This window comes from Chengkuizengella marina, assembly GCF_009910845.1.
Taxonomy (GTDB): domain Bacteria; phylum Bacillota; class Bacilli; order Paenibacillales; family KCTC-33759; genus Chengkuizengella; species Chengkuizengella marina.
In genome coordinates this window covers 24,117-48,493 of sequence record NZ_SIJB01000009.1, presented here as the reverse complement: position 1 = coordinate 48,493, position 24,377 = coordinate 24,117, and the positions used below count along the sequence as shown (strand labels likewise).

Annotated in this window: 26 protein-coding genes, 2 tRNA genes and 1 other annotated feature; of the genes, 8 read left to right on the top strand and 20 right to left on the bottom strand. The window is 33.9% G+C overall.

The genetic code is table 11. The features are described 5' to 3' along the window. Positions 1–7: 7 nt before the first annotated feature. On the bottom strand, positions 8–499 hold the full coding sequence (locus ERL59_RS04030; RefSeq protein ID WP_160644763.1) for an Lrp/AsnC family transcriptional regulator: 492 nt from the start codon (positions 497–499) through the stop codon (positions 8–10). Positions 500–700: 201 nt separating this feature from the next. Between ERL59_RS04030 and ERL59_RS04025 the strand changes: the two genes are divergently transcribed. Continuing rightward, on the top strand, positions 701–2,056 hold the full coding sequence (locus ERL59_RS04025) for a TrkH family potassium uptake protein (protein ID WP_328699899.1): 1,356 nt from the start codon (positions 701–703) through the stop codon (positions 2,054–2,056). Positions 2,057–2,175: 119 nt separating this feature from the next. On the opposite strand, the gene cysK is transcribed toward ERL59_RS04025, so the two are convergent. Then, positions 2,176–3,099, bottom strand: coding sequence for a cysteine synthase A (gene cysK, locus ERL59_RS04020; protein ID WP_160644762.1), 924 nt, complete (start codon positions 3,097–3,099; stop codon positions 2,176–2,178). 108 nt (positions 3,100–3,207) lie between these two features. Next, positions 3,208–4,536: an MFS transporter gene (locus tag ERL59_RS04015; RefSeq protein ID WP_201763475.1), complete on the bottom strand. Its 1,329-nt coding sequence runs from the start codon at positions 4,534–4,536 to the stop codon at positions 3,208–3,210. 226 nt (positions 4,537–4,762) lie between these two features. On the opposite strand from ERL59_RS04015, the gene ERL59_RS04010 reads away from it, so the two are divergent. Next, positions 4,763–5,110, top strand: coding sequence for a DoxX family protein (locus ERL59_RS04010; protein WP_160644758.1), 348 nt, complete (start codon positions 4,763–4,765; stop codon positions 5,108–5,110). A gap of 36 nt (positions 5,111–5,146) precedes the next feature. Here the strand turns inward: ERL59_RS04010 and ERL59_RS04005 are convergent, their stop codons facing one another. The 3 genes from ERL59_RS04005 to ERL59_RS03995 all read right to left on the bottom strand — a co-directional run bounded on the left by ERL59_RS04005 (position 5,147) and on the right by ERL59_RS03995 (position 8,626). Next, positions 5,147–5,701, bottom strand: a complete 555-nt coding sequence (locus ERL59_RS04005) for a hypothetical protein (protein ID WP_160644756.1) — start codon at positions 5,699–5,701, stop codon at positions 5,147–5,149. A gap of 115 nt (positions 5,702–5,816) precedes the next feature. Next, positions 5,817–6,236, bottom strand: a complete 420-nt coding sequence (locus ERL59_RS04000; protein WP_160644754.1) for a DUF350 domain-containing protein — start codon at positions 6,234–6,236, stop codon at positions 5,817–5,819. Between the two features lie 26 nt (positions 6,237–6,262). Beyond that, entirely contained in the window at positions 6,263–8,626 is a 2,364-nt protein-coding gene (locus ERL59_RS03995; RefSeq protein WP_160644752.1) for an endonuclease MutS2, read from the bottom strand. 157 nt (positions 8,627–8,783) lie between these two features. Here ERL59_RS03995 and ERL59_RS03990 point away from each other — a divergent pair, with 157 nt between their 5' ends. Further along, positions 8,784–9,152: a phage holin family protein gene (locus tag ERL59_RS03990; RefSeq protein ID WP_160644750.1), complete on the top strand. Its 369-nt coding sequence runs from the start codon at positions 8,784–8,786 to the stop codon at positions 9,150–9,152. Positions 9,153–9,293: 141 nt separating this feature from the next. Here ERL59_RS03990 and ERL59_RS03985 read toward each other — a convergent pair whose 3' ends face one another. The 5 genes from ERL59_RS03985 to ERL59_RS20975 all read right to left on the bottom strand — a co-directional run bounded on the left by ERL59_RS03985 (position 9,294) and on the right by ERL59_RS20975 (position 12,309). Beyond that, positions 9,294–9,542, bottom strand: coding sequence for a spore germination protein (locus ERL59_RS03985; RefSeq protein WP_160644748.1), 249 nt, complete (start codon positions 9,540–9,542; stop codon positions 9,294–9,296). 35 nt (positions 9,543–9,577) lie between these two features. Continuing rightward, a complete protein-coding gene (locus ERL59_RS03980; RefSeq protein WP_160644746.1) occupies positions 9,578–9,826 on the bottom strand; it encodes a spore germination protein in 249 nt (82 codons plus the stop codon). A gap of 126 nt (positions 9,827–9,952) precedes the next feature. Continuing rightward, the gene (locus ERL59_RS20980; protein WP_407925675.1) at positions 9,953–10,084 is read right to left on the bottom strand and encodes a spore germination protein; all 132 of its coding nucleotides are present in this window, start codon (positions 10,082–10,084) and stop codon (positions 9,953–9,955) included. Between the two features lie 76 nt (positions 10,085–10,160). Further along, on the bottom strand, positions 10,161–11,036 hold the full coding sequence (locus ERL59_RS03970; protein WP_160644744.1) for an SMP-30/gluconolactonase/LRE family protein: 876 nt from the start codon (positions 11,034–11,036) through the stop codon (positions 10,161–10,163). 190 nt (positions 11,037–11,226) lie between these two features. Next, on the bottom strand, positions 11,227–12,309 hold the full coding sequence (locus tag ERL59_RS20975) for a hypothetical protein (RefSeq protein ID WP_235929781.1): 1,083 nt from the start codon (positions 12,307–12,309) through the stop codon (positions 11,227–11,229). Between the two features lie 188 nt (positions 12,310–12,497). Between ERL59_RS20975 and ERL59_RS03960 the strand changes: the two genes are divergently transcribed. Beyond that, positions 12,498–12,869 (top strand): cupredoxin domain-containing protein, encoded by a 372-nt coding sequence (locus ERL59_RS03960; protein WP_160644742.1) that lies wholly within the window; start codon positions 12,498–12,500, stop codon positions 12,867–12,869. Positions 12,870–12,931: 62 nt separating this feature from the next. Here the strand turns inward: ERL59_RS03960 and zapA are convergent, their stop codons facing one another. From zapA to ERL59_RS03930, 6 genes are all read right to left on the bottom strand, one after another. Then, entirely contained in the window at positions 12,932–13,462 is a 531-nt protein-coding gene (zapA, locus tag ERL59_RS03955; protein ID WP_160644740.1) for a cell division protein ZapA, read from the bottom strand. Between the two features lie 83 nt (positions 13,463–13,545). Next, positions 13,546–15,984 (bottom strand): phenylalanine--tRNA ligase subunit beta, encoded by a 2,439-nt coding sequence (gene pheT / locus ERL59_RS03950; protein WP_160644738.1) that lies wholly within the window; start codon positions 15,982–15,984, stop codon positions 13,546–13,548. Positions 15,985–16,004: 20 nt separating this feature from the next. After that, a complete protein-coding gene (pheS, locus tag ERL59_RS03945; protein WP_160644736.1) occupies positions 16,005–17,039 on the bottom strand; it encodes a phenylalanine--tRNA ligase subunit alpha in 1,035 nt (344 codons plus the stop codon). 156 nt (positions 17,040–17,195) lie between these two features. Next, positions 17,196–17,433, bottom strand: a binding site (T-box leader). Positions 17,434–17,513: 80 nt separating this feature from the next. Beyond that, positions 17,514–18,068, bottom strand: a complete 555-nt coding sequence (locus tag ERL59_RS03940; protein WP_160644734.1) for a hypothetical protein — start codon at positions 18,066–18,068, stop codon at positions 17,514–17,516. Positions 18,069–18,267: 199 nt separating this feature from the next. After that, a tRNA-Gly gene (locus ERL59_RS03935) sits at positions 18,268–18,341 on the bottom strand. A 15-nt stretch (positions 18,342–18,356) separates the two neighbouring features. Continuing rightward, positions 18,357–18,433 (bottom strand) — tRNA-Pro (locus ERL59_RS03930). Positions 18,434–18,525: 92 nt separating this feature from the next. On the opposite strand from ERL59_RS03930, the gene ERL59_RS03925 reads away from it, so the two are divergent. Next, entirely contained in the window at positions 18,526–19,584 is a 1,059-nt protein-coding gene (locus tag ERL59_RS03925) for a flavin-containing monooxygenase (RefSeq protein WP_160644732.1), read from the top strand. Between the two features lie 33 nt (positions 19,585–19,617). Beyond that, on the top strand, positions 19,618–20,547 hold the full coding sequence (locus ERL59_RS03920) for an aldo/keto reductase (RefSeq protein WP_160644730.1): 930 nt from the start codon (positions 19,618–19,620) through the stop codon (positions 20,545–20,547). A gap of 103 nt (positions 20,548–20,650) precedes the next feature. Here the strand turns inward: ERL59_RS03920 and ERL59_RS03915 are convergent, their stop codons facing one another. After that, complete coding sequence (locus ERL59_RS03915) at positions 20,651–20,860, bottom strand: hypothetical protein (RefSeq protein WP_160644728.1); 210 nt, start codon at positions 20,858–20,860, stop codon at positions 20,651–20,653. Between the two features lie 402 nt (positions 20,861–21,262). Here ERL59_RS03915 and ERL59_RS03910 point away from each other — a divergent pair, with 402 nt between their 5' ends. Further along, positions 21,263–22,021 carry a MerR family transcriptional regulator gene (locus ERL59_RS03910; RefSeq protein WP_201763473.1) on the top strand — a complete coding sequence of 253 codons (759 nt, stop codon included), beginning with the start codon at positions 21,263–21,265 and terminating at the stop codon, positions 22,019–22,021. Continuing rightward, complete coding sequence (locus ERL59_RS03905; RefSeq protein WP_160644726.1) at positions 21,993–22,283, top strand: hypothetical protein; 291 nt, start codon at positions 21,993–21,995, stop codon at positions 22,281–22,283. Before ERL59_RS03910 ends, ERL59_RS03905 begins: the two co-directional genes overlap by 29 nt. Positions 22,284–22,484: 201 nt before the next feature. On the opposite strand, the gene ERL59_RS03900 is transcribed toward ERL59_RS03905, so the two are convergent. Then, positions 22,485–23,336, bottom strand: a complete 852-nt coding sequence (locus ERL59_RS03900) for an arylamine N-acetyltransferase (RefSeq protein WP_160644724.1) — start codon at positions 23,334–23,336, stop codon at positions 22,485–22,487. Positions 23,337–23,423: 87 nt separating this feature from the next. Beyond that, a complete protein-coding gene (locus ERL59_RS03895; protein WP_160644722.1) occupies positions 23,424–24,368 on the bottom strand; it encodes a DMT family transporter in 945 nt (314 codons plus the stop codon). Positions 24,369–24,377 lie beyond the last annotated feature (9 nt).

Sequence of the window (24,377 nt, the reverse complement as noted above, 5' to 3'; positions counted from 1 at the left end):
TAACCCCTTATGGTGAAATGAGCATACGATGATCATCTTCATGATCCTCTAATATAATGCCATCTTGTTTATATTTCTTTAGAATAAAATGTGTTTTTGTTGAGAGTACAGAGTCAATCGTAGATAACTTATTAGAAACAAAAAATGCAACTTCCTTTAAAGTTTTACCCTCTATTTCAATTTGTAAATCATACGCTCCAGACATAAGATATACCGTTTTCACTTCAGGGTATCTATATATCCGCTCCGCTATCGTGTCAAAACCACGTCCACGTTCAGGTGTAATTTGAACTTCTATAATACCTGTTACTTTATCATCATGAACTTTACTCCAATTAATTACAGGTGCATATTTCACAATTACATTATCCTTTTCCATTTCTTCAATGGCTTTGGTAACCTCATCTTCCTCAGCTCCCAACAATGTTGCTATCACAGCAGCCTCACGACGAGCGTCTTCTTGTAAAAGTTCCAATACCTTAAACTTAAAATCATTCATTGGGGTTTCCCCTTTCCGACCGTTTTATAAAAATCAACAATATACCTCATATTACAACGAAATCCAACTTATGTTAAGTCCTATTCCAGATAAAATCAGAAATTATTATTAACTTGTTTCAATTTATGTTAGAATATCTTTTAAAAATAGGGTATGATAATAATTTGATATGGTTCTCACGGATTGGGGGGAAATCACATTTTGTCTATTAGAAAGTTAATAACTCAAATGACACCAACTCAGTTTATCGTAACTGGTTATTTAATTTCTATTATCATTGCAACGTTCCTACTTCTGCTCCCTATCAGTCTAAAAGATGGAGTACAGCTTTCATTCGTTGATGCTTTATTTACTGCCACTAGCGGTATCAGTGTTACTGGACTTACGGTTGTTAATGTTTCAGAAACCTTCAGTGTATTTGGTACCATCGTATTATTATTGATGTTTCAAATTGGTGGAATTGGAATTATGGCATTGGGAACATTTTTATGGATGATACTAGGTAGAAATATTAGCTTAACTTATCGAAAACTAATTATGATTGACCAGAATCAAAATCGTTTATCAGGACTTGTACAATTAATTCGCCTTGTACTTGGGTTAGTATTGTTATTTGAAGCGATTGGAACTTTAATTTTCACTATATATTTCCACTTTGCTGGATATTATGATTCTTGGTTAGAAGCATTTTACCATGGTTTATTTCACTCCATTTCTGCTTATACAAATGCAGGTTTTGATATTTTTGGAAATTCATTAACTGACTTTTCGCATGACTATTTTGTACAGATCATTACCATCGCATTAATTATATTAGGTGCTATTGGATTTCCAGTGCTCATTGAAATTAAAGAATATTTTTCTCGTGATAATAAAAATTTTCGCTTTTCTTTATATACAAAACTGACAACTTCTATGTTTTTCTTGTTGTTACTAGTTGGTGCAATCGGCATTTGGTTTGTAGAAAATGAATTGTACTATGCTGACAAAAGCTGGCATGAAAAAATATTTTTCTCCTTATTTAATTCGGTAACCGTCCGTAGTGGGGGATTATCCACGATGGATGTATCAGAATTTGACTCTGCAACTCAAATGTTTTTATCCGTATTAATGTTCATTGGGGCTAGTCCTTCTAGTGTTGGTGGAGGGATACGCACAACTACTTTTACGATAGTTATTTTGGCATTGATTACTTATGCATTAGGTAGAAGCGAAATCAGAATTTTTAGACGCTCATTAAAACAAGATGATGTTACAAAAAGCTTCTTCATTTTCACATTGGCTTCAATGACAGTCGTAGCCAGTATTATCTTATTAGTTAGTATAGAAAGTAGTCACTTTTCATTAATGGCTATCATTTTTGAAATCACTTCGGCATTTGGTACCTGTGGTTTATCAATGGGAATAACAAGTGAATTATCCACGCTTGGAAAATTCATCATTATGGTTCTTATGTTTACAGGAAGAATCGGAGTCCTTTCCATGTTGTATATATTTCAAGTCAAAAAAAGAAAAGAAAACTTTCACTATCCAAAAGAAGACATTATTATTGGATAATCGAAAACTAAAAGGGAACTTATTCGTGCTGATCATCAGCATAATAAGTTCCCATTTTATCGTGATGGGAAGCGAACATTTCCCTACTTAAAACCAGTCACATCCTGTGCTGATAAGCTTCAATCTCCAAAGAGGTTCATGCTTAGGTATCTTTCGCCGTTATCAGGCGCAATACAACAAATCCTTTTGCCTTTCCCCCACTTTCTTGCAAGCTGAATCGCTGTCCACACAGAAGCCCCTGCTGACGGTCCTACTAATATACCTTCCTTTGAAGCTAAATCACGTATCGTTTGTATCGCATCTTGATCAGCTACTTGAACAATTTCATCATAGACTTGTGTATTTAAAATTTTAGGAATAAAACCTGGACTTGTACCTACTAATTTATGCTTTCCTGGTTTTCCTCCTGAAAGAACAGGCGAACCTTGGGGTTCAACAACGAATACTTTAATATTCGGTATTTGTTCACGCAATACTTCTCCTGTACCTGTGACGGTACCACCGGTTCCTGCTGTTGCTACAAAAGCGTCTATTTTTCCATCCATTTGTTTTATAATTTCAAATGCTGTTGTTGTTCGATGTATAGCTGGGTTAGCTTCATTTTCAAATTGCTGAGGAATATAACTATTCGGTATTTCACCTTGCAGCTCGATTGCTTTTTTTATTGCCCCAGGCATACGTTCTGCAGCAGGTGTCAGCACAACTTCAGCACCATAAGCTTTTAAAATATTGATGCGTTCTTTCGTCATATTATCAGGCATAATAAAGATGGCTTTATAACCCTTTGCAGCTGCGTTCATTGCTAAGCCAATCCCTGTATTTCCACTAGTAGGTTCAATAATCGTTCCACCAGGAGATAACAGGCCGTCTTTTTCTGCTTGTAGAATCAAATTATACGCTGCTCTATCTTTTACACTTCGACTTGGATTAAAATATTCTAATTTCACATATACTTCCGCATCATGACCACTTAATAATCTATTTATTTTCACCATGGGTGTATCACCAATCAATTCTGTTATGCTTGAAACAACTTTAGACATGAAACCACCCTCTCCAGTATGTAAAGTAACTTGAAATCAAACCAATACTATGGGCTATTACATACATATTCTAACTGAGTGGACTCGTTTAAGCAAAGATTTAATTTGTTATTTTTGTTTAATATTGATGGTTTTATTGGATTTAGTGGGCATCAAGTTTCTCATGTAATACCACGCTAATAATGGAGAGCTTCCAATGCATAATAAAAATACATTTAAAACAATCGGTTTATTACTCCATGTAATAATAAGAATGAAAATTAAAGTCCCTAATATACGCCCTGCATTTAAACCCGCTTCTCTTAGTACCACATATTCTACCCTTTGTTGTGCACTCTCATTGTCTTTCCCTATAATATCAAAAACTGTTGAGGTCATTGGAATCGTAAACAACGGTAAAAATATAGAAGTACCAATTCCAAAAATAAGCAGTGTAGTGTAATTGATATCCCAGAAAAAAGGAAAGATAACTACGATCATAAATATCGTTCCTATGAACATTGCTCGATTACGATTCCAAGGTTTTAAATATTTGCCTATGAACATATAACTGACTAAAGCTACCGCTGAAACAATTAATGAAAAGTTACCAAGCTTCATCTCATTTCTAGTGGCAATATATACTAACAAACCAATGATAAAAGCAAAAACGCCTTCCCTCATTCCCTGTGCCATCAAAGCTAGGAATGTCCGTCTCCAAGGATTATTTTTCTCCTTCAAACGTTGAAATGCATCAAACCACTGATAAGTGCCTTTAGGTTCTCTTTTTTTCAGAAAGAAACTAACAATAACTCCGATTACAAAAACAATAAGTGATATTGAGAAAATAATTTTATATCCACTTGTTGCTTTCATTTGGGTAATCACAATCCCTGAGATCCATGGTGCGAACATCCCAGCACCTGAACCTAATAATCCGGCATAACCATTAAATTTATCTCGATCATGCGGACCTGTAATTTCAAAATAAACAACGTTAAATGCCAGCCAGAAAAAACCTGCTGCCATCCCCTGGACTGCTCCTAATATTAACACATAATCAACGGCCTGCTTCTGAAGTAAGAGCACAAATAAATAAAACACAGCAGATAACCCAACACCCAAACGTAAACTGTTCATTTTATTATGCTCTTTAACCCATTTCCCCGCTAACCAAAATGTTAAGATATTGACAACTTGATGAGATAAAGAGAACCAACCAATTAAAGATAAATCATTGCTGACTTTCCATAGATACACATTTACAAAAGTACCTGACAACGCATTTGCAGCTGCAAATAAACCATGAACAGCTAATAATAATATCGCTTGTTTAGTTAATCTCCCTTCTTTGTGATTTTCATGATCTTCTGTTCCATGATCCTGAAAATAAGAATGTTCTTGTTGATCTTTTGTTTTAATCCATCTGTTTGGAAAATAATGCTTTTCAAACGACATCGGCATATATGACTCACCCAATTTATAATTTGGTATCTATCTATGTAACAAAATATTGTAACAACATATTTTAACTTTCCCCAAAAAGTCATTTTGGAAACAAAAAAATTGGCATTTCATGATTGACATAAAAATATCCTAATATTATGATATATTTATGATATTTATAGAATATATACTGGTTGCGTATCAAAATTTAAATTTAAAAAGGAAGGAGAATTAAATTATGAAATGGATGAATGTAATTATTCAAGGTTTACTTGCAGTTGTTTTTACTCTTTCTGGGGTAACAAAGATAACTGGAGGAGCCGTTAATATGGCAGAAGGTCTTGGTTATACTGTAGGATTTATGTACTTTATTGGTTTATGTGAGATTCTAGGAGGTATAGGGTTATTCGTTGGATTCTGGAAGTCTAAGATCACCTTAATTGCTTCTAGTGGATTAGCGATTCTCATGATAGGTGCAGTATATACTCACTTAAGTCTTGGTCAAGGTTTTGGAGCTGCTATGCCTTCATTCATACTTCTAGTTTTAGGAATCGTTGTATTGTTGCAAAAAATACAAAGAGAGTGACCACGTTTATGGTCGCTCTCATCATCTTTCATATCATTACGAATTACTCTGTTGATTTTTCAAAGCATTCATCATACTTATTCGATCTTTCTCAGATAAAACAGATTTCATTTCAAAACAAGATGGACATATATATAAATTCGTTTTGAAAGGGGCTTGTAAAACTCCCTGTACCTGACTAACTGGAATATACGGAATAAACTCATCTTTTTTAACATCATGATCTCCAACTAATAACATAAAATCATGACAATTTGAACATTCAAAAGACTCTTCTTGTTTTCTTCGATAATGATAAACTCCCTGTTCATATAGTAATAAATCTTCACTTTTAGGCTCGGTTTCCATCTGAGAAATGAAGGAATCCAATATAGGAGTGCTTCTATCTTCTTTGTGTTCATCTTCATTGATGTTTTTAGTTTTAGTTACCTCAACGCTTTCTTCCTCTTCTTCTTGATCAAGCTCAACATTCACTGTACGATAGTTGCCCAATTCATTTAAACAATGAGGACATTGTTCTTCTTTTCCGATTTCCTCATCCCAAACAATTTCTGTATCACACCATGGACAAACTGTGCTGTTCTCTTCCATTAATTACCCTCCTATGTATTTTGTATAAAAAAGTAAATCCCAAAAATAAAAAATAATAGTGCCAGAATGAATAAACTACCCCATAAATATTTCAATGTAAATGAAGCCTCCTATTTCAAGTTATACAAGCACCTATCACATAAGATAAAGAAACAGAAATAATTAGGGCTATGAACCCCACTGCACGATTATCCTTTTGTATTTCTTTATCTATTTTAATATATGGTGTTAAAAACTCGAATAAAAAGTATGCAAGGATAAGTAAAAGGAATCCAAAACTAGCCGTCAAAAAAGATATATAAATGGATTCATGATTATTTTCTGCAAAACGAAAAATATTGCATATGGCAATGATTTTTCCTCCAATAGTTAGCGCAACTGCAATATTTCCTTTTAGTATTTCGTCCCATGAGCGATAAGATGTAACAAGCTCAAATATAGCTAAAAACAAAATTAATGCTAATGCAGCAACAGAAAAATAAGCAACTGTCTCCATAAACGGATGTTCTAATAATGCATCAATTTCTTGATTCATTCTGTGTTCCCTCTTCTTTCTTCACCTTATTTTAACTCTGCAACGGTTACTCCAGTCCCGCCTTCTCCCATATTTCCTAACCGATGCTGCTTGACATGTTTATGTTTACTAAGAAATTCTTGAATTCCTGTTCTTAAAACACCTGTACCCTTGCCATGGATAATGTATACTTGTCCTACATTCGCTAAAATCCCTTCATCTAAAAACCGATCTACTTCCATAATAGAATCATCTAAATTCATGCCTCTTAAATCTAATTCGGTTTTAAATTGTTGATCTTTGGAACGTTTAATGCTTGTCACTTGCTTTTTTACTTGTTTGTCAGCCCCTGATATAAGCTCAAGTTCTGTTTTTTTCACTTTCATTTTCATAATTCCTAATTGTACTACTACTTCTTTCTCATTTGCTTCCTCTACTACATAACCTTTTTGAGAGAAACTTGCCACATAAACTTCATCGCCAGGGTTTACTTTTTTGACACCTTTGATCCTTATTTTCGATTTGGTTGGTTTATTTTTAGTTAATTGTGGCTCTGCTTGTTCTAACTGTCGTTTGGTCTCAATTAATTTATGTTCCTTGATTGACGTTTTTTCATCCATCGCTAGTTTACGAAGATCGGAAATAATTTGATCTGCTTCTTTTCGAGCTTTAGTAACAGCTTCTCTGGCTTCTTCTTCTGCCTTTTGCATCATTTTTTCCCGTTGTTCTTCAAATCTTATCTGTTGATCCTTCACTTTGCTTTGCAGTTGTTCTACTTCTTTTCTTAGCTTTTCAGCTTTAATACGATCATTTTCAGCACTAATACGATTTTCCTCTAAGGAGGCAATCATACTCTCAACCTGCTGATCCTGTTCATTTACTTGACCTTTAGCATGTTTAAGAATAGACATTGGTAAACCTAATCTTTCAGAAATAGCAAAAGCGTTGCTTCGTCCAGGAACACCCACTAACAAACGATATGTGGGACTTAATGTTTTTACATCAAATTCCATACTTGCATTGATCACTCCTTTGCGATCATATGCATAAGCTTTTAATTCACTATAGTGGGTTGTTGCAACCAACCTACAACCTAACTTATGAATATATTCGATAATAGAAATAGCTAGTGCTGATCCTTCGGTTGGGTCTGTGCCTGCTCCTAATTCATCAAGTAAAATTAAACTTTTAGGTGTAACTTCCTTTAGTATTGTAATAATATTTGTCATATGACTTGAAAATGTACTTAAGTTTTGCTCAATACTTTGCTCATCCCCAATGTCTGCATATATCCCATCAAATATACACATCTGACTATGATCCTCAGCTGGTACAAATAATCCTGACATCGCCATTAAATGCAACAATCCAATGGTTTTTAGTGAAACCGTTTTTCCACCTGTATTTGGCCCTGTTATGATAATACTGTCATATTGGTCTCCCAGTTTCACATCAATGGGTACAATTTGTTCCTCAGGAATTAACGGGTGCCTTGCTTTTTTGAGATTCATAAAACCTCGATCGTTTAAGCGTGGTAAAGTCGCTTTCATCTCATTGGCTAATCCAGCTTTTGCAAAAATAAAATCAATTTCAGCAAGCTGTTGAATATTCACAAGTAATTCTTCATGAATTTCAGTAACTTGTTCGGTTAACATTCGAAGAATTTTTTCTATTTCTCGTTCTTCTTTTAATTTTAATTCACGAAGTTTATTATTTAAATTCACAATCGATTCAGGTTCAATAAATAAAGTTGCACCTGATGCAGATTGATCATGTGTCATCCCACCAAAATAGGAGCGATATTCCTGTTTTACTGGCAGCACATAACGATCATTACGAATAGTTATGATGGGATCTTGTAATTTTTTTTGCACAGATTGAGAACGAATCATACGCTCCAACTGTTCTCTTATTGAAGTTTCACCTGTTTTAAGTTGTTGTCTTATTCGGGAGAGCTCAGGACTAGCACTATCCATCATTTCTGCTTGCTCATTAATACACATCTTGATCGCATTTTCTACTGCTTTATGATCCGTCATTTGTTTTACTAAGAAAAATAAAAGCGGAATGGAAAACTCATCATGAAATCTTTGTATGAATTTCTTTAATCTTCCGGCTCCATAAATTGTATTTGCAATATCCAATAGTTCTTGAATATTCAACATTCCACCTATTCTTGAACGATGTATCGCTGCTGAAATATCTCTTATTCCCCCAAAAGGGGCACTTCCTTTTAAACGCTGCACTTTTGCCGCTTCATCAGTAGCCTTCAACAATTCAATGACTTCACTATATTGAGTAGATGGTAATAATTCCTCCACTTTATTTTTCCCAAGTGTTGTCGCAGCATGACGACTTAATTTATTTAAAATTTTATCAAATTCCATTGTTTTCAATATTCTACTATTCAAATCCTTAGTCCTCCTGAATTAAGCTCAATCTTATTATATCGAAATCAGATGTTATAAGCGAATATTCATAAAAAATTGTAAGAAAACATAATTCGTCAGCATTATGTTAATAATAGGTTCACCAGTATCAATTCATCATAAGGAGGAAGCACCCTAAATGAATAATTTTTTTGGACATGTCATTAGATTCATTGTCTCTGCTTTTGTATTAATGTTTGTAGGTTGGGTTACCCCTCAATTTTCAGTAGGTGGTTTTTGGAGTGCATTATTTTTAGCTCTTGCTATTGCTGTAATTGGCTGGATTATTGAAGGGATATTTGGAAATCGTGTCACTCCATTTAGTAGAGGTATTGTAGGATTTTTAACGAGTGCTGTTGTGATTTGGTTAGCGCAATTCGTCGTTGGAAACGTCACAGTAACAGTTATAGGTGCCATTTTAGCTGCATTAGTGATTGGGATCATTGATTTATTCATTCCAATTTCAAACCCATTTGAAGCTGGAAAACGTAAAGAAAAAGCCAACTAACTATGCAGAAAAAATTAAAATCAACATTTTAAGAGCGTTCTATTATTTATATAGCAAAAAATCAATCCAACCATTTGGATTGATTTTTTGTATAAAATTATCAAGATTTGTAGTAATTAATTTAGATTTTTAACATTAATATTAAACAAAAAACACATTATCCTCGAGTCCAAAAATATTATCCTGAGTATCGTCTTTAATATCAGCATCAATGGTATTGGTAGTACTTATAAAATTATTTGTTCTTACCAAATCCCCTGCATTACCACTACCAGATCCTATATAAGCCTTCACATAACTCACAGGTGTAATTTGCACAACATCTCCTGCTTTAACCTTCCCTGAACCAGATACATTGATGATTTTTGCAACACCTAAAATGGATGGCATATCTTTAACACCCCCTATAATAAACATTCAAAACATTAAACAAAAAACACATTATTCTCAAGTCCAAAAATATTATCCTGTGTATCGTCTTTAATATCAGCATCAATCGTATTGGTAGTACTTATAAAGTTATTTGTTCTTGGTAAATCCCCTGCATTACCACTGCCAGATCCTATATAAGCTTTTTGATAACTCACAGGTGTAATTTGCACAACATCTCCTGCTTTAACCTTCCCTGAACCAGATACATTGATGATTTTTGCAACACCTATAATGGATGGCATTACTTATCCACTCCCTATAAAATAATTTAATCCATTAAACGAATAAAAAAGGAAAAACATGTTCTTCAATTCCAAAATTATCCTGAGTATTGTCTTTAATATCTGCATCAATGGTATTGGCAGTGCTTATAAAATTATTCGTTCTAGGTAATCTCCAGCATTAAAAGAGCCGCAACCTGAATACGCTTTTACATAACTTACTGGTGTAATTTGCAAAGTATCTCCTGCACGTACCTTCCCTGAACCAGAAACATTAATGATCTTTTCAATCCTTCCCCTCTTTAAAAAAACTATAATACTTATATATGCCTAGATGATTGAAGTGTGCTACTCGTTATCCATTAAATTTATAAGATGGAGTTCCTTTTATATTCATTTTTACTGAAAATAAACCACCAGAATAAGGATATTGTTCCATTTCTTTGGAATCCAAACCAACATTTGCTGTAGTAATATATAACTCGTCAAAATTTTCTCCACCAAATGTACAAGATGTAACTTGTTTTGCTGGAAGATGTACCTCATCTAATTTTTTTCCTTTTTCAGGATCCCATCTTGACACCATATAACCACCCCAGTGAGCTATCCATAACTTCCCTTCCCCATCCATCGTCATACCATCAGGGCCACCATCTATTAAAGGAATAGTTACTGCTACTTTTTTATTCGTAATCTCTCCTGTTCTCATATTATAGTCATAGGCAACTACTTGCTGGGTAGGGGTGTCAATATAATACATCGTTGTAAAATCAGTTGACCAAGCTAATCCGTTAGAAACTGATACAGGTTCGATCATTTTTTTTACAGTAAGATCTGTATCTAAACAATATAAAGCCGCTTTATTATGCTTTAAATCCAACCTCATTGAACCTGCCCAAAAACGACCAGCAGGATCACATTTTCCATCATTAAAACGATTTTCTGGCAAGTGGCTTTCTGGGTCTATGATTTTCTCCAGTTTCTGAGACCGTATATTATAACTGAAAAAACCATCCAACATGGCTAAAACAAGGCCTCCACTGCTTCTCTTCACAACCGCACCAGGTGCCTGATCCAATTGAATTGTTTTGTTTAATTTTTCTTTCGAATCGTATATATGTAATTTTTCTTCTAAAATATCAACCCAATATAAACATTGCTCATCTTCATCCCAACACGGTCCCTCTCCAAGGGTTGATTTAGAATCAACAATTAACTTTATCTCTTCCATCTTTATGTTCTCCTTTTGTGTATGGCTTGTCTATCTTCTTAAGAAGATATTATTACGAAAAAGACATTTTTACAAACCTAACACTTAACAGGAGGACTTTCAAGGCTTGAGCATATTACAAACTCAAGCCTAGATCAGTAATGAAGAAAAATAAATTCTGAACTCTCTTTGTTTATTTAACAAACAATAGTCAATCTAAAGACTCCTCATCCTCGATGTTTACTTTTACATCTGAATCTTTATCTGAGAACATTTCACGAACTTCCCAACTTTCAACAATCTGATGAGAGGTTCGAGCATCAAACCCACTTCCCATTAAATAACTAATTAATGCGATTTCCTCCATAGCTTGTTTATAATTCTTATTTTCAGCTTTATCTAATCCGTGCCGAATCCAAGGGGAAATTTGCATAAATACATTTGTTAAATCTGTTGGAGAGGATGTAGAACGAACATAATATGGTAAATTAGCAGCTTGCTCAGCGACTTTTTCTGGGTCCAGTTTAGGCAACATATAATGTGACATCATGTTTTCTGTTGGAGCAACTACATTTGGAGGATACATATTTGGTTGATAATAATTATATCCTGTAGGCTGCATACTAGGTGGAGCATACATTGGAGATATTCCTATAGCATTAGGAAATTGCTGCATTTCCAGAGGATGCATCGGATACATATTTGCTGACATTTCCTTTACTTCTTTTGGATGAATCTGCTGGTTCCCCTCTGCCATTTCTTCTACTTGTTCTGCTGTTAAAAATTCCGTACTAGGGTTTACTCCTTGTATATCTGTTGGACTGGTATAGGATCCATCTGCGTTTAATCCCTGATTCCCTATGGTAGGCATGTTTGTATTCATTGCTTGTGTTCCCATAGGATACGTATTTGCATTCATTCCTTGAATTCCTGTTGGGTACATGGGATGCATATTTGCATTCATTCCTTGGGCTCCCATTGAATACATAGATTGTACATTTGTATTCATCTGCTGAGTGCCCATCGGGTACATATAAGGTGTCATATCTTGTACTCCCATGGAGTACATTGGCATCATCATGGATTGATCAGCACAATTACAAGGAGTAGGTTTACATCCAGAACAAGGTGACGAATAAGTTAATGGTTGTGTCATAGAAGAGGGATACTTTTTAGGAGTAGGATTTTCATCTTGTTCAGCTGCTATATTATTTGATGTTGATTCTGCTGCCGTATTTGATGATGGTTCCGGTAATGTTACACTTGGTTGAACCATATTCAAATTTTCATTCATATGATCTATCTCCTTTCTTTACATGTTCCTCTTTTAATTTTATTAGCGATACATCCTATGCATTCGCCTATTATTCTGTGCTTGTTCACATGATTGTCATGATTTTCACGGGTTTGCCATTTTAAATTCATTAATTTACAATTAAAATTTGTATGGGTATATAAAATTTCATTAGGGGGTTACGTTCAATGAAAAAAATGTTAATTCTAATTACCATATTAGCGATAGCTTTAACTGCAGCAGCCTGTGCAGCTTCAGAGGATTCAAGTAATGCTGCTGTTGAAACATCTTCTGCAGATGCTAAGGAATTAAAGATCATTGCATCTGACTTTGCATTTGATCAGACAGAATATAAAGTTGCTGTTGGAGAACCTGTTAATTTTTCTATTGAAAATGCAGATGGATTCCATGCATTTAAGATTAAAAAACTAGGTATTGAAATTGATCAAGGTTCATCTAAACAATTTACAATTAATGAACCTGGCACTTATGAAATTAGATGTTCTATTCAATGTGGATCTGGGCACAATGAGATGGTTTCTACGTTAGTTGTAGAATAAGTTAAAATATAAAAAGCATCTTAGACCACTATGTAAGTGGAATAAGATGCTTTTTTTCTTTATTATATTTTCAGTTCTTTTTCAGCAAGCTCAATCCACTCGTTGTACTCACTCTTTAATTTATTAAAGGCGTCCTGTAACTTGCTATACTTCTCTTCCAGTTGATCTGACTTATCTTTTGCTTGTTCTTTTTGTTGCCAAGCATCTTTAAGATCTTCTTCTAGTTTCTGTTGGTACTTTTTCAATTGCGATATCTCTTCTAAAAGGAGATCTTCTTTTTCAATTTTTTCTTGATTTTGTTTCTTATACAATTCGGTTTCGGATTCTAATTGCTGTTTCCTTACATTTAATATTTCATTTTCCTGTTGAATATCCTTTATTTGGAAATACTCATTTGAAATATATAAAGCAGATAAAACAGATAGACGGTTTAAATCTAAATTCGTTTGTTCACTAGCTATCGTACGCATTTTACCATCCACATAGGACGCAATTTCTTTTATATATTCAGGAGTCATATCTGGACTCCCTTTCATTTTATATTGTGTCCCGTAGATGTTAACAGTTACTCTAGTTTTTTCTTCATCAGGCATCACAGGTCGTCCTCCCCTACCAATTAAAAATCAGTATGTTTCTATGATAACTTATTTCGATATGACTGACCTAATTCCCTGCTTTATTTCCTTAATTGTGCTTGAAAAGATTTTTCAATTTTTTCCACTACTTTACCATGCAGTTCGGTTACTTCTTCATCTGTTAATGTACGTTCAAGATGTCTATAAACTAAGGACAACGCCACGCTTTTTTTATTACTTTCTACTTTTTCACCTGTATAGATATCGAATACTTGAACAGATTCAAGCAACTCCTTGGCTGTTTCTTTAATTGAATCTACAATTTCTCCAATTTGTAAGGATCGATCTACAACAACCGCAATATCTCTTCCAATGGCCGGGTATTTTGGTAACGTAGTATATTGAATATCAAAGTTAGCAAGTTGATAAACTTCTTCTAACATGATTTCCAAAATATATACTTCGTCTAAATCTTTTTCTTGCTGGATGGAAGGATGCAACTGTCCCAACGATCCAAGTACAATCACTTTATCATCCGTTTTAATTTGGATGGAGGCGGTTCTGCCAGGGTGAAAACCTTCAGGACTAGCAGAAACAAATTGCAAGTTAGAAATTCCAATAGCCTCAAATAAAGTTTCAATGTGACCCTTTAGATCATAGAAATCTACATTATTTTCTTGTACAGACCAATTTGCAGCTGCTCTATTACCAGTTAGCAATATGGAAAGCAGTTCTTTTTCCTCAGGTTGACTTGATAAAGATTGTTCCTCTGTTAGAAATACATTTCCGATTTCGAAAATTCGAACATCAGATTGATTTCTATTTTTATTATAAGAGGCTACATCCAAAAGATGAGGAACTAAACTTGTTCTCAAAGTACTTCTATCTTCACTCATTGGCATGGCTAGAGATATTTGTTTTGTTTGGGCATACATACCTGGGAATCGTTTGATTTGACTTGGATGGGTAAAAGAATAGTTCACCGTCTCATACAAACCTTCATCCGTTAAAATTCGACGAATCGCTCTTCTAATTTTCTGATCTTTAGATAGTGAACCTGGTGTTGTAGCACCAACCATTAAGCTAGTTGGAATATGGTCGTATCCATGCAAACGTGCCACTTCTTCAATTAAATCCACATCTCTTGTAATATCTCCTCGTCGAGTTGGAACATGAACAATCACTGTATTTTCGTCCATTTCTGTATAAGAAAATTGCAGTCGATCAAACACATTTAATGCATCTTGCTTAGTTAAGTCTGTACCCAAATAATCATTTATTTTTTGCAAACTTATTTGGATGTTAGTTGCAGGGTTTTGTGTTGAAAGCTCTTCTACAATTCCATCTGCTACTTTTCCATTTGCATATTGTGATAACAGGGCAGCTGCTCTATTTAAAGCTACTGTAACATTTTCTGGGTTCACTTCTTTTTCAAAACGAAGACTTGATTCTGATCTTAATCCAAGTTTTTTAGAAGTAATTCGAACGGAACTTCCTGAGAACTTAGCGGATTCAAGTAAAATATTTTTAGTTTGCACTTGAACTTCTGAATTGGCACCACCCATCACACCGGCAATAGCAACAGGTTTTGTGCCATCAGTAATGAGTAACATAAGCTCATCTAAAGTTCTTTCCTCATTATCTAAAGTAATCATTTTTTCATTTTTATTTGCTAATCGGACTTCAATATGACCATCATTTAATTGATCAGCATCAAATGCATGTAATGGTTGGCCGTACTCTAACATCACATAGTTCGTAATATCCACAATATTATTGATTGGTCGGATTCCTGCAGCCATTAATCGATTTTGCATCCATAAAGGACTTGGCTCAATTGAAACCTCCTCAATATATCTCGCAGAATAATGATGACAATGTTCTGGACTTACATTTTTAACACTGATTTTCGTAGATGCTATTTTGTCGGATGAGTTAACTTCTGTTTCAGGCAGTTTTATTTCTCGTCCTAAAATAGCCCCAATTTCATAAGCTGTACCGACCATACTCAAACAATCAGATCGGTTAGGTGTAAGTTCAAGTTCTAATACTTCGTCATTTAAACCAAGCACTTCTAATATATCTTCGCCTACATTTGTTTCCGCTGGAAGCACTAGAATACCTTCTTGAATTTCTTTAGGCAACATTCGATCATTCATCCCTAATTCTTTTGCTGAACAAATCATACCATAGGATTCTACACCACGAAGTTTCGCTTTTTTGATTTTAAAATTCCCTGGTAATACTGCACCTGGTACCGCTACTGGCACCTTTTGTCCCGCTGCGATATTTTTTGCTCCGCAAATAATTTGAAGATCCTCTTCTTGACCAACGTCCACTGTACATAAACTTAATTTATCTGCATTTGGATGTTTTTCGCACGTTTTCACATATCCGACAACTACATTTGTGATGCCTTTATTTAATTTTTCAACAACATCAACTTCTACTCCGCTGCGTGTTAACTTTTCCGCTATTTCTGAAGCTGAATAACCTGAAACGTCCACATATTCAGCTAACCATTGATAAGATACTTTCATCTACTTCACTTCCTTCTCGTCTATATTCGTACAAATTGATTTAAAAAACGTAAATCATTCGTAAAGAAATGGCGAATATCATCTATACCGTATTTCAACATCGCTATTCTTTCTACACCCATTCCAAATGCAAAACCACTATATTCATTTGGATCATAACCTGCCATTTCTAATACGCGAGGATGAACCATTCCTGATCCTAGTATTTCAATCCAGCCTGTTTGTTTACAAATACGACATCCATCACCTTTACAACTTGCACAAGTAACATCTACCTCTGCACTTGGTTCTGTAAATGGGAAGAAGCTAGGACGTAAGCGAATTTGTGTATCTTTGCCGTACATTTCTTGTACGAACTGTAACAACGTGCCTTTTAGATCACTCATTCTAACGTTTTTATCAATGACTAATCCTTCAATTTGTGTGAATACGTGAGAATGAGTGGCATCATCATCGTCTCTTCGATACACGCGACCTGGACATATAATTTTTACTGGAACTTCACCTTTTTTCGCTTCCATCGTCCTAATCTGCACTGGAGATGTATGAGTTCTCATTAAAAGTTCTTCCGTAATATAAAAAGTATCTTGCATATCTCTAGCTGGATGGTCTTTAGGTAAATTTAAAGCTTCAAAATTATAATAATCCTGTTCAACCTCTGGCCCTTCTTCAACGGTATATCCCATTCCAACAAAGATGTCTTCAATATCTTGAATCACCTTGTTCAGAGGATGAATGGCTCCTTGAGATGGCTTTCTTCCTGGTAAAGTAATATCAATGGTTTCTTCTTTTAACCGATTTTCTAATTCTCTTTGTGAAATTTCATCTTGTTTCATTTGAATGCCGTTCCCAATCGCTGCACGAACTTCATTGGCAACTTGTCCAATTACGGGTCTCTCTTCATTAGAAAGTTTACCCATGCCTCTTAAAATTTCAGTTAAAGGTCCTTTTTTCCCTAAGTATTTTACTCTTAGATCATTTAGAGATTTACTGTCATTCACACCTTCTAGCTCCTTAAGAGCTTCCAGCTTTAACGCTTCTAATTGTTCTTTCATTTTTTACCCTCCTAAATTCACCCCGAAAAGTGAACAAAATTCGATGTTGCATACATAGTAACCCCGTAAACCAATATTACTTTTAAGGAGACCTAAACCAGTTTTTTAAATGGAAGTTATACCTTTTTAAGAAAAACAAAAAAGACTCTTCCATCCGTAAGGGACGAAAGAGCCGTGGTACCACCCTAATTAGAACATTCGATGAAAATGAATATTCTCACTTCATTTAAGTAACGGTGTATTCACCGGAATACTCTACTTCCAAAAAGTTGGTTTTTTCAAGTTTCTGCTCTGGGGCGAACTTCAGTAGTCTGTTCATGTAGAAATGCTCTCAATCTAGACATTTCCTCCCTGTAATGAAGTACTACTTACTTTTCCCCTTCAATGCATTTTTGTATTTAATTTCAATAACGGTATTATATGAAAATAAGTTATAAATTGCAAGTAATTAAAGGTGAATTGTATTTTTTCAACTCATTTATATAAAAATGAATCAACTAATTCCCATTTGATCTTGTTATCTTGATCAACTTTATACTCAAATATCCCTGCACCAGATATATGACCATCTTCATATGTGGCATAAACCCACTTATCATTTAAAACATCTGCTTCATTAAAAAACATCGTACCCCCTACAACTCCATCAAAAGGAATTAATTCTGGATGTTTTAGTAAATCTTTTATAATTTCCTCAGAGTTATAAGGTCCTATTTTCTCTATAGTTTGGGTTGTTCCAGAATTTAAAATTTGCAAATTTTCATTATCAGTGTTCAAATCTGTGATTTCACTTCTTAACTTTTCGTTTTCTAATTTAATATCTTGTAGTTCCTTTTCAATTGCTGATTTTGTATTCATTAATGCATTTATCTCATCTTCACTTAAGTCTAGCTGTTTAATCGCAAGTTCATTTAATTGATGCAAAGATTTGTTTGTAGAAAATTGTTTCACATTTATCACCAATAATAGGATGATCATACTAACAACTGCTATAATTCTCGTGTATCTACCTAAAGTCCATTTTTCCATAAGCTTCATCTCCATCTCTCAAAAATTACATCATCATATTATATTATAAAGTATACAACATATAATACTATTTATTGGTTGTTACACTTGATAATTTGAAATTTATCCTATACAATATATGAGTAATTGTTCATATACAAATATTAAACGCAAAAAAATTCAGAGCACTTCTATGCTCTGATTTGATATAAATATGTAATGGAGCGGGTGATGGGAATCGAACCCACGCGACCAGCTTGGAAGGCTGGAGTTCTACCATTGAACTACACCCGCATATTAAGGTATTAGTGGTCGGGACGACACGATTTGAACATGCGACCCCTTGGTCCCAAACCAAGTGCTCTACCAAGCTGAGCTACGTCCCGTTATTAATCAATACCTTTTGTTGCGACAAGAACTAATATACCATGACTTAGTATAAAACGCAAATGTTTTTTTTGGAAAGGCGGTAATTTCAATGGGCGAATCACATAAACTAGATGTTATAGTCATCGGGGCAGGACAAGCAGGTTTAGCCGTAGGCTATTATTTAAAACAATCAAATCTTTCTTTTTTACTATTAGATCAAAGTGCTCAAATAGGAGAAACATGGGTTAAACGTTACGATTCATTAATCTTATTTTCACCTAGAAAATATAGTAGTTTACCGGGTTTTCAATTTCCAGGAGAACCAAACGGATACCCTAATAAAAATGAAACAGCAAATTATTTAAAACAATATCAAAAAAAATTTTCCATACCTGTAGAGCTGAATACCCAGGTTACATATATAACAAAAGAAGATGATCGTTTTATTACTGTAACAAAAGATAAAATATATCATTCAAAAATAATAGTTATTGCTACAGGTCCATTTAAAACTCCTTATATCCCTAAATTAAATGGTTCTGGATTGGATGAACAAATCATTCAATTACACTCTTCAGAATATAAAAATCCAGATCAACTTCATAAAGGGAAAACATTAATTATAGGTGCAGGCAACTCTGGAGCCCAAATTGCTGTAGAACTTCATAATACACATGATGTTTATCTTTCCTCTAGTCAAAATTTAAAATTTTCACCGCATAAGTTTGCAGGGAAAAGTGTCTTTTGGTGGTTTGAAAAACTTAAAATATATGATATGTTTCCCACAGGAACTATAGTGGGAGAATGGATTAAAAAACAACCTGAACCCATCATGGGTACTGAATTAAAAGAACTTATTCAACATCATAAAGTAAAACTGACTGAAAAAACGACATCTATAAACGGAAATGAGGTTGCATTTGAAGATGGAAAAACATTAACCGTAAAGAATATCATATGGGCAACAGGTTTTACACAGAACTTTGATTGGATTAAAATAAATAATGTACTTAACCACAAAGGAAATCCTATACACCAAAGAGGAATATCTCAAGTATCTGGTTTATTTTTTATCGGATTGCCTTGGTTGTATAAGAGACCTTCTGCACTCCTTGGAGGAGTTGGAGAAGATGCAGAATATATCGTGACAAATCTAAAAAGTATGTAACTATAATCTTTGTATTTAAAGGAGAGAAAATACATGAAATATCGTCGTCTTGGAAAAACGGATTTAAAAGTATCCATTATTGGAGTAGGGACATGGCAATTTGGTGGCGAATGGGGTGAAACCTATACCGAGCAAGATGCAGCACAAATCTTAGAAAAAGCAAAAGAGGTTGGCATCAATCTTATCGATACAGCTGAATGTTATGGTGATCATTTATCGGAATCATTAATTGGAAAATATTTAAAAAATGAAAAACGTGAAAATTGGGTTGTCGCAACTAAATTTGGACATAAATTTAATGGTTTATTTGAACGTGATCAAGTTTGGAGTGCAGATCAAGTCATCAAACAGTTGGAAGATTCTTTAAAGGCTCTTCAAACAGATTATATTGATCTGTATCAATTCCACTCTGGTTCAGATGAATACTTTGATAATGATGAATTGTGGACAGCCTTAGACAAACAAGTACAAGCAGGGAAAATTCGCCATCTTGGAATTTCTATCGGCAGCAATGAAAACATACATCAAACGAAAAATGCAACAATAGTAAACGCAAAAGCGATTCAGGTTGTCTATAATCGTTTAGATCGAAAACCAGAAAAAGAGGTATTCCCTTCTTGTGAAGAACAAGACCTTGGTGTATTAGCCAGAGTTCCATTAGCCAGTGGTTATTTAAGTGGAAAATATAAACCTGGTGCTGAATTCGGTCAGACAGACGTTAGACATCGACATACAGATCGAGATGATCGACTGAAGATCGTTGAGGAAATCAAACAATATGAAGTTCCTGAAAAGATGGACATGGCACAATGGGCATTAGCATGGTGTCTTAAACATCCAGCAGTCACAACTGTCATTCCAGGTTGCAAAAATGTAAAACAAGTTGAATCCAATGCAGCTGCTGTTCAATATATAAGTGATCATCATCCACAGGCTTGGAAGGATGAAAAGCAAGAAGAATAATGTTAACTTTAAATTTAGACCGCTTCTTTTTAATAAAATAAAGGCGGTCTATTCATCCTTGTTCCCATATTCTTATATAAAAGTTCTGAATTTATACAAACAATTAAGTTTGTATTTCTCCTCTCCAGTATTTCCTCAGTAGAGGAATTAATGACTTTCTATATTTGATATATATACAATCCTTTGATAAATTCAATATCAGTCTTCCAGCACGCCCTCTTTCTTTTGATATACACAAAAAAGTGGCTGTAGTACTAACTGGATACGGTCCATAGTTTACAACACCTATTTCTTCAACTTCTTCCCACTTCATCTGATATTTTCTCAACAAAGAAGTATACATAATACCTTCATCGCTTAAAATAATTTTTCTATCTAAAGCTATGAAGTAAAAATAAACAATCGCTAATAATAGCCATGTTACCATAATTACAAATTTAATAAAGAAACTAGCTCCGCTTGTGAGGATTATAATAAAGGGAATAATTGATATTAAAAATATAAAAAGTATCACTAGAACAAGTACCATTGGACTAACAAAAAGAATCTTTTTTATTCATACTCTCCCCCTTCTTTGTATTTAAGAAAATAATATATTATTTAAAGCAATAAAACCATCCTAGATGATGAAAGATTTAGCTATAATTTATTTTTAATTTTTTTGTTGACTCTAACCATACGTCATAGATTACGATAAATTTGGAGGTGATACATCATGTATAAAGTAAAAGAAGTTTCAAGCATTGTCGGTGTAAGTGTGCGCACGCTTCACCACTATGATCGCATTGGTCTGCTTGAACCTGAAACAACAACTCCGTCCGGATATCGACTTTATACGGATCAAAACCTCGAAAGACTGCAGCAAATCTTGTTTTTTAAAGAAATGGATTTTAGTTTGCAGGAAATTAAAGAAATTTTAGATCGACCTGACTTTGATAGAAAAAAAGCACTTAAAACTCACAAAGAAGTGTTATTAAAAAAGAAAAACCGTATCGAGAAAATGATTAAAACGGTGAATAAAACGTTAGCGTCGATTGAAGGAGGAATTAAAATGGAAAACAAAGAGATGTTTAACGGGTTTGACATGAAAGAAATTGAAGAACATCAAGCAAAATATGCTGAAGAAGCGAAACAAAAATACGGTGAAAGTTATGAAAAAACTATACAGAAAACGAAAAACTATACAAAAGAAGATTGGAAAAACATCACTGAAGAGGCAAATGGCATCTATAACAAACTAGCATCAAGAATGGAATTTGGACCAGAGGATGAACAAGCTCAAAAAGCTATTCATGAATGGAGACAGCACATTACGAAGTACTATTACGAATGTACGATAGACGTCTTTAGAGGGCTTGGAGATATGTACGTTGCAGATGTACGGTTTACGAACAATATCGATAAGAACAAAGATGGATTGGCTGAGTTTATGAAACAAGCTATGCATGTCTACTGTGATAAGCACACTGATTGATCCACAAAGGAAATCACTTTCAGATAAAACAACAGAACCAAACCATGAAAACCATTCAATTATGAATGGTTTTCTTCATATCCAAAATAAAAAAGCTGACGTTTCATACTTTCAAAGTATGAACATCAGCTTTTGTGTGTTGCCTAGTTCCATATATGTTAAAATGCGTACCATTCATTTTTTTGTATATCCTAAAACAACAAAAGCCCTACCTCTCTTTTGTCCTTGCGGCTCCGATGACCGCGCCAGTGTGAATCAGTAATACTTACAAACTCTATTAGGGTTATGAGAATTTGAATCATATGGTGAGGAAAAATACCTAATGAGGAACAATCTGAGGTTTAAAGCAACAACTTTTACAAAGTAACATATCTTTCAGTAAAAGTCAACAGAAGTAAAATAATGATAAGAGTGTAAGAAATAACTTGAAATATCTCATATTAGTGTAGCATTCCTTGGATCATTAATTCTCTTGAAAAATATCTATATCTAATTCATTTAACACTTTTATAGCTCTTCTCACAGGAAGCTTGTGCAAAGAAAATTCTTTATGGATTACACTTTCTATTTCCTCTATATTGCTCAACTTTATTTCATTCTCTCTTAAATCTAAAGTTCTAATGGTAAGTTTATTATTATTTAGAGATAATGTTCTCCCTTTTTTTATTTGAAATAGATCTACACGAAGTTTCGACATAAAAAAAGCATCCTTTTTAAAAGAGTTTTTTATAACCTTATTAAGATCTTGAGCAGAACAAACGGTATCTGGATTAAAAATCCAAGAATTATTTACAAAGTTGCCGTTACGATATCTAGTAAAACGATAATAACCTTCTTGTTCTTCATCTGGAAGTATTTGAATTTCATCTGGTCCATAAGTTGAAGAATTTTTTCTATTTTCAAATCTCACTGGTCTAAAAATTGGCGCAGCCCCACCAAAATCCATAAATAATCGTTCAGATGGAAATTCAGGTAATTTCACTAAAATAGCGGTATGACCTGAACCCAACAGTACTAGATCACAATCATAACCTATACAAGATAACAATTTTTGAGCATAAGGATTTAATACCATGCAAGTTCCTCCAAAATCATTGAATAAATTCTCTACATATTTTTCTACTGGGGGAACGTAATACTGATTTGTTTTACAATCAGAAAAATCAAGTAATTTACTTACATTTTCAAAAGGTAACATTGAAAGATGCCTCTTACAAAACAGTTCCAAAAACTCATATGAAGCAGATTCTGGTATTGTTAAATGCAACTTTTTTAAATATTGAAAAACCCAATCTGGTGTTTTTTGTTTATTCATATCAACCGCTCCATAACCCATATTTAGATTAAAATACAATACATTTAACAAGAAGTTCATTTTAAGTGACTATACGAATTATCTAGATCATTCATTTTTTATAATAATACCACGGATTACGTTATTACTTTTGTTAGAAAATGATTTATTGTTAGCATGTTTCATATTAGCTCCTATAACCCCAATAATAATTAACATTGTACCAATCAGATGATACGAGTAAAAAGCTTCGTTTAATATGAAAACCCCTGCGATAATACTTACTATTGTTGAAAGATTTACAAAGACACCTGATTGAGATGCTCCTATTTTTGCAATCATATAATTTGTTAAAAATGAAGAGATCACAGATGCAAAAACCCCTAAATACAAAATAGATAACATAAAGTATGGCTCTAAAATTAAAGAAAAATCTGCTTTATCTGGAGACACAAACAAAATAAAATTAAACATGACCATACCTATACCCATCATGGCAAAAGTCAACTCTAAAGGAGAAAATTGCTTTGAGTATTTGCGAGCAAGAATAGAATAAAATGCCATCGATATAACAGATAAAAGAATAAGAATGAATCCAATGAGGTTTGATTCCCCTTCTACACCACTCATGAAACCAATATATATTACACCACCTGCTGAAAGTAAAATAGATCCTTTTTGAATCAGCGACGTACTTTCTTTTAAAAATAATGAAGCAAATACCATAACAAAAATCGGAAGCAAGGAAGTGATAATACCTGCTTCACTTGATGTAGCATACTTCATGCCATACGTTTGAAAAGAAAAGGCAAGCACAGGTTGAATGAGTGAAAACAAAATCAGCGGTAGTACAGGTTTGTTCCTAAAGTTGACTTTTATTATCTTGAATAAAATGAAAATCGTCATCGCCATAAAAGCGATTGTAAAACGGTAGGATAATATAGATAGTGCTGAAGCTTCGCTTACTATATTTTTTAAAAATAAAAAACTTAACCCTACAATAATAGCTCCTAATAAACCAGCCATAATCGGTAATGTATTGTTTTGTTTCATTATGAGTTC

What these genes read in the sequence shown, in the direction of transcription:
- ERL59_RS04030 (WP_160644763.1), bottom strand. Translation starts at nt 499, where the DNA reads ATGAATGATTTTAAGTTTAAGGTATTGGAACTTTTACAAGAAGACGCT.
- cysK (WP_160644762.1), bottom strand. Translation starts at nt 3,099, where the DNA reads ATGTCTAAAGTTGTTTCAAGCATAACAGAATTGATTGGTGATACACCC.
- ERL59_RS04015 (WP_201763475.1), bottom strand. Translation starts at nt 4,536, where the DNA reads ATGTCGTTTGAAAAGCATTATTTTCCAAACAGATGGATTAAAACAAAA.
- ERL59_RS04010 (WP_160644758.1), top strand. Translation starts at nt 4,763, where the DNA reads ATGAAATGGATGAATGTAATTATTCAAGGTTTACTTGCAGTTGTTTTT.
- ERL59_RS04005 (WP_160644756.1), bottom strand. Translation starts at nt 5,701, where the DNA reads ATGGAAGAGAACAGCACAGTTTGTCCATGGTGTGATACAGAAATTGTT.
- ERL59_RS04000 (WP_160644754.1), bottom strand. Translation starts at nt 6,236, where the DNA reads ATGAATCAAGAAATTGATGCATTATTAGAACATCCGTTTATGGAGACA.
- ERL59_RS03990 (WP_160644750.1), top strand. Translation starts at nt 8,784, where the DNA reads ATGAATAATTTTTTTGGACATGTCATTAGATTCATTGTCTCTGCTTTT.
- ERL59_RS03985 (WP_160644748.1), bottom strand. Translation starts at nt 9,542, where the DNA reads ATGCCATCCATTTTAGGTGTTGCAAAAATCATCAATGTATCTGGTTCA.
- ERL59_RS03980 (WP_160644746.1), bottom strand. Translation starts at nt 9,826, where the DNA reads ATGCCATCCATTATAGGTGTTGCAAAAATCATCAATGTATCTGGTTCA.
- ERL59_RS03970 (WP_160644744.1), bottom strand. Translation starts at nt 11,036, where the DNA reads ATGGAAGAGATAAAGTTAATTGTTGATTCTAAATCAACCCTTGGAGAG.
- ERL59_RS20975 (WP_235929781.1), bottom strand. Translation starts at nt 12,309, where the DNA reads ATGAATGAAAATTTGAATATGGTTCAACCAAGTGTAACATTACCGGAA.
- ERL59_RS03960 (WP_160644742.1), top strand. Translation starts at nt 12,498, where the DNA reads ATGAAAAAAATGTTAATTCTAATTACCATATTAGCGATAGCTTTAACT.
- zapA (WP_160644740.1), bottom strand. Translation starts at nt 13,462, where the DNA reads ATGCCTGATGAAGAAAAAACTAGAGTAACTGTTAACATCTACGGGACA.
- pheT (WP_160644738.1), bottom strand. Translation starts at nt 15,984, where the DNA reads ATGAAAGTATCTTATCAATGGTTAGCTGAATATGTGGACGTTTCAGGT.
- pheS (WP_160644736.1), bottom strand. Translation starts at nt 17,039, where the DNA reads ATGAAAGAACAATTAGAAGCGTTAAAGCTGGAAGCTCTTAAGGAGCTA.
- ERL59_RS03940 (WP_160644734.1), bottom strand. Translation starts at nt 18,068, where the DNA reads ATGGAAAAATGGACTTTAGGTAGATACACGAGAATTATAGCAGTTGTT.
- ERL59_RS03925 (WP_160644732.1), top strand. Translation starts at nt 18,526, where the DNA reads ATGGGCGAATCACATAAACTAGATGTTATAGTCATCGGGGCAGGACAA.
- ERL59_RS03920 (WP_160644730.1), top strand. Translation starts at nt 19,618, where the DNA reads ATGAAATATCGTCGTCTTGGAAAAACGGATTTAAAAGTATCCATTATT.
- ERL59_RS03915 (WP_160644728.1), bottom strand. Translation starts at nt 20,860, where the DNA reads ATGAAGTGGGAAGAAGTTGAAGAAATAGGTGTTGTAAACTATGGACCG.
- ERL59_RS03910 (WP_201763473.1), top strand. Translation starts at nt 21,263, where the DNA reads ATGTATAAAGTAAAAGAAGTTTCAAGCATTGTCGGTGTAAGTGTGCGC.
- ERL59_RS03905 (WP_160644726.1), top strand. Translation starts at nt 21,993, where the DNA reads ATGTCTACTGTGATAAGCACACTGATTGATCCACAAAGGAAATCACTT.
- ERL59_RS03900 (WP_160644724.1), bottom strand. Translation starts at nt 23,336, where the DNA reads ATGAATAAACAAAAAACACCAGATTGGGTTTTTCAATATTTAAAAAAG.
- ERL59_RS03895 (WP_160644722.1), bottom strand. Translation starts at nt 24,368, where the DNA reads ATGAAACAAAACAATACATTACCGATTATGGCTGGTTTATTAGGAGCT.